At 71.6% G+C, this 4740-nt stretch carries 4 protein-coding genes; all 4 read left to right on the top strand.

What is annotated here, in order from left to right:
* Positions 1 to 105: 105 nt before the first annotated feature.
* Genes P1P70_RS40905 through P1P70_RS40890 form a run of 4 tightly spaced genes read left to right on the top strand, consistent with a single transcriptional unit; the run spans position 106 to position 4544 of the window.
* Positions 106 to 1179 (top strand): substrate-binding domain-containing protein, encoded by a 1074-nt coding sequence (locus P1P70_RS40905; protein WP_319247000.1) that lies wholly within the window; start codon positions 106 to 108, stop codon positions 1177 to 1179.
* Between the two features lie 20 nt (positions 1180 to 1199).
* A complete protein-coding gene (locus P1P70_RS40900; RefSeq protein ID WP_319246998.1) occupies positions 1200 to 2399 on the top strand; it encodes a toxic anion resistance protein in 1200 nt (399 codons plus the stop codon).
* Complete coding sequence (locus tag P1P70_RS40895) at positions 2396 to 3955, top strand: VWA domain-containing protein (RefSeq protein ID WP_319246996.1); 1560 nt, start codon at positions 2396 to 2398, stop codon at positions 3953 to 3955. The genes P1P70_RS40900 and P1P70_RS40895 overlap by 4 nt, the downstream gene beginning before the upstream one ends.
* Positions 3942 to 4544, top strand: coding sequence for a hypothetical protein (locus P1P70_RS40890; RefSeq protein ID WP_319246994.1), 603 nt, complete (start codon positions 3942 to 3944; stop codon positions 4542 to 4544). Before P1P70_RS40895 ends, P1P70_RS40890 begins: the two co-directional genes overlap by 14 nt.
* Positions 4545 to 4740: the final 196 nt, after the last annotated feature.

Here is a 4740-nt window from a genome sequence, read left to right as displayed (position 1 = left end):
ACCCCGCCCTCCCCCGGAGGGCCGTGGCATTCCGGGACCACCGCTTCATCCCCCGTTCACCGGCCCACACAAGGAACGTTGGGTTCCGCGGAGCACCCTCCCCTTGTGAGACGAATCGCAGGAATCGTCCTCGCGGTCCTGCTGATCGGCGGCGTGGTGGCAGCCGTCGTGGCGGGCCGACAGACCGAGGACACGGGCACGGCAACGAAGACCGTGCGAGGCGTGATCGGGTCGGAGAAGGCGGAGTTCTTCGCCGACCCGGAGGTGGTGAAGGCCCTGGCCGCCCAGGGCTACACCGTGAAGACGGAGACGTCGGGATCCTGGGCCATGGAGGGCCTCGATCCGAAGGGGTACGACTTCGCGTTCCCGTCCAGCAAGGCGCCCGCCGACGAGCTGGCCGAGAAGTACGGCGTACGCGAGCCGCTGCCCCGCCCCTTCTACTCGCCCCTCGTCGTGGTCGCCCACCGGGGCGCCGCCGAGGTGCTGCGGGACAACCGGCTGGCCACCCTAGAAGAGGACCGGGGCGTCCTCGACATGGGCGCGTACCTGAAGGCCACCGAGGACGGGCGGACGTGGCAGGACCTCAAGGGGGCCGACAGGTACGGGGAGTTGAGGGGGCTCCTCTACATCGCCACCACCGACCCGACCACCTCCAACTCTGGCGCGCTCTACCTCGCCGCCGCCTCCGACGTCGCCAACGGCGGACGGGTGGTCGCGGACAAGGACGACCTGGACCGCACCGCGCCCCTCCTGCGCGAGCTGATCAGCGTGCAGGGCGCCCAGCAGCCGAGCACCGACGCGGCGTTCCGCGACTTCGTCAGCGGGGTCGGCAATCCGCTCGTCCTGGTCTACGAGTCGCAGGTCGCCGCCCTGCTGGCGGAGGGCGGGAGCGTCGACGACCTGGTCGTCCTCTACCCGGACACCACCGTGTTCAGCGACCACACCGTCGTACCGGTCACGGACGAGGGGCGTGCTCTCGGCGAACTCCTCGGCAGCGACCCGAGGTTGCGCGAGCTGGCCGCCCGGCACGGGTTCCGGCCGCAGGGCGCGGCCACCGAGTTCACGGCGGCGATCGCCGACCACACCACCTACCTGATGCGGAAGCTGACGGTCCGACAGGCGCCCGTGCCCACCTCCGAGGTGCTGCACGAGATGGCGCGCCGGGCCAGTGGCCAGTAGGACGACGGGGGACACCACACATGAACATCGACAACAGCGACACCGACGGCCACGGCGCCTTCACCCTCACCCCTCCCGAGCCGGTCGCGGCCGTCCCCCGGGACAGGGCCGGCGGACTCGTGCCGGTCGAGGAGTCCGTACGGACGGACATCGCCCGCAAGGCCGAGGAGTACGTACGGGGGCTCGCCGCCCTCGACGCCCGCTCGCCGGAGTTCGCCGGCCGGGTCGGGGAGATCACCGCGCTCGGCGCGGGCGAGATGCGGAGCGCCGCCGCGCAGTCCAACCGGATGCTGGAGCGGACCGTGCGCAGCCTGCCCGGCAAGGGCGGCGACGCGCAGTCGCAGGTCGCGGGCTCGCTCGTGGAGCTCCGGCGGGTGGTGGAGGATCTCGACCCGCGTGATCTGCCGGCGAGCAAGGGACGCAAGCTGCTGTCCCGGCTGCCGGGCGGCAACAGGCTGCGCGACCACGTCGCCAAGTACGCCTCCGCGCAGGGGACGTTGAACAAGATCGTCGGTTCCCTGCGGGGCGGACAGGACGAACTGCGGCGCGACAACGCCGCGTTGCAGACCGAGCGCATCCGGCTCTGGGAGACCATGGGCAAGCTCCAGGAGTACGTCGTCCTGACGGAGGCCCTGGACACGGCCGTCGAGGCACACATCGAGACCCACCTCGACGCGGCCGATCCGCACCAGGGCGACACGCTCCGCGCCGACGTGCTCTTCCCCGTGCGGCAGAAGCACCAGGACCTGCTCACGCAGCTGGCCGTCTGCGCCCAGGGCTATCTGGCCATGGACGTCGTACGGCGCAACAACGAGGAGCTGATCAAGGGCGTCGACCGGGCCGCGACGACCACGGTCTCCGCGCTGCGCATCTCCGTGATGCTCGCCTCCGCCCTGGACAACCAGAAGAAGGTCGTCGACCAGGTCAACGCGTTGCGCGGCACGACGGAGGACCTGATCCGGGGGAACGCGGAGATGCTCGCCACCCAGAGCGGCGAGATCCAGCGCATCGCCGCCGACCCGGCCGTCGGCGCGGAGACCCTCCGCTCGGCGTTCCAGCAGATCTACCGCACCCTCGACGCGATCGACACGTACAAGGTCCAGGCGACGGAGGCCATGGCCGCGACCGTCGAGTCCCTGACCTCCGAACTCCAGCACGCGACACGGTACTTGGAACGGAGCCGGAGTCAGGGCGCACTGGAAGGCGGTGGGCTCGCATGAGAGTGCGTACGACGGCGGGGATCGCCCTGACGGCCGTGGCCGCCCTGCTGGTGACCGCCTGCACCGCCGCGGACCACGGGTCACCCGACCCCGCCGAGGCGACCACGTACGTCCCCGGCACCCTCCGCGTCCTCGCCTCCAGTGAACTGGCCGACATGAAGCCGGTGTTGGCGCAGGTGGAGAAGGACACCGGGATCCGGGTCCGGCCCACCTACCTGGGCACCCTCGACGCCGTCGAGCTGCTCGCCGAGGGGCGGGCGAAGGGTTCGTACGACGCGGTGTGGCTGTCCTCCAACGACTCTCTGCGGCTGCGTCCGGAGGCGGCGAAGCAGGTCGTGTCGGAGACCCCGGTGATGTCCAGCCCGGTCGCGATCGGCGTGCGGAACGCGACCGTGGCGAAGCTGCGCTGGAAGCCGGGGGACGTCACCTGGTCGGACGTCGAGCAGGCCGTGGCGGACGGGAGACTGACGTACGGCATGACCGACCCGTCCCGCTCCCACTCCGGTTTCGCCACGCTCGTCTCGGTCGCGTCGGCCCTCTCCGACGCCCAGTCCGCGCTCACCGACGCGGACGTGGCGCGGGCGATGCCCCGGCTGAAGGAGTTCTTCGCGGGGCAGAAGCTGACCTCGGGGTCGTCGGGCTGGCTCGCGGCGGCGTACGACCGGCGCGGGGACGTCGACGCGCTGCTCAACTACGAGTCTGTGTTGGAGTCGCGCGAGGACCTGACGGTGATCCGGCCGCGCGACGGCGTCGTCACCGCCGACTACCCGCTCTCCTCCCTCGCCTCCACCGGCCAGGAGGTCCGCGACGACGTACGCCGGCTCTCGGACGCCCTGCGCACCCCGGACGTCCAGCGGCTGATCACCGAGCGGACGCTGCGCCGCCCGGTCGTCGCCTCCGTGCCGCCCGCGGCCGGCCTCGACACCACCCGCCGCCGTGAACTCCCCTTCCCCGGCAGCCGTTCCGTCGCCGACGGTCTGCTCGACGCGTACGAGAACGAGCTGCGCCGCCCGTCGCGGACCGTGTACGTCCTGGACACCTCGGGCTCGATGGAGGGCGACCGGCTCGACCGGCTGAAGACCGCGCTCACCGAGCTGACCGGCGACTTCCGGGACCGGGAGGAGGTCACACTGATGCCGTTCGGGTCGGACGTGAAGAGCGTGCGGACGCATGTCGTACGGCCCGAGGATCCGAAGGCCGGGCTCGACGGCATCCGGGCCGACACCCGGGAACTGTCGGCCGGCGGCGACACCGCCATCTACACCTCGCTGCGGAAGGCGTACGAGCATCTCGGCAGCGGCGACCGGGACACCTTCACCTCGATCGTGCTGATGACGGACGGCGAGAACACGGAAGGCGCGAGCCCCGCCGACTTCGAAGCGTTCTACGACCGGCTGCCTGCCGGCCAACGGCAGATCCCCGTCTTCCCGATCCTCTTCGGCGACTCCGACCGGGACGAGCTGGAACACATCGCCGACCTGACCGGCGGCCGCCTCTTCGACGCCCAGCGGGGCTCGCTGGACGGCGCCTTCGAGGAGATCCGTGGCTACCAGTAGATTCCTGGCGTACGTCGAGTCCCGCAAGAACCTCACGGGCGGCGCCCTCGGGCTCGCCGGGCTCGGGCTGACCTTCGCGGGGGTCGCGGGGCCGTACTGGCCGGTCGTGGTCGTCGGGCTGTACGGCGCGGGTGCGCTGATCGCGCCGCCGGAGCGGGTGGCGCCGCCGGACTTCCCGGATCCGTCCTCCCAACTGGACGAGGTGCGGGGTGACTTCGGCACGTTGCGTACGTACCTCGCCGACATCGAGCTGCCGCCCGCCGCGGCCGGCCGGCTCACCGAGCTGACCGAACTACTCACGGCCCTGCTCGATCCCGGCTGGGTCGCCGAGGTCCTGGCCCACGACCCCGAGGGCGTCCACGCCCTGTCCCGGGCCGTCCGTCAGGACGTCCCCGAGGCCGTCGACACGTTCGTCCGCACCCGCTGGTGGACCCGCCTGACCCCGGGCACGGAACCGCCGGAGCGACATCTTGAGCACCAACTCGGTTTGCTGCAGGAGGAGTTGGTCCGCCTGGCGACCGCCCTGCGCGACACGGAGGCGCGCCGACAGGAGTCCCACACGCGCTATTTGGAGGACCGGGCGGGGTGAGGGGCGCCCAGTAGCTCGGGGGTGCGGGTGCGTTGGCGAGTGCGGGTCCGGTGGGGCTGCTCGCGCAGTTCCCCGCGCCCCTACAAAGACCAGGCCCTGCGGGCCTGAAAGGCGACGGGGCTGCGGGATTGAAAAGCACGGGGCGCAGCCCCTGCTTTCAGGGGCGCGGGGAACTGCGCGAGAAGCCCCACCCACC

This window comes from Streptomyces sp. MB09-02B (assembly GCF_033794485.1).
GTDB lineage: Bacteria > Actinomycetota > Actinomycetes > Streptomycetales > Streptomycetaceae > Streptomyces.
This window is presented reverse-complemented; position numbering and strand designations above follow the sequence as displayed.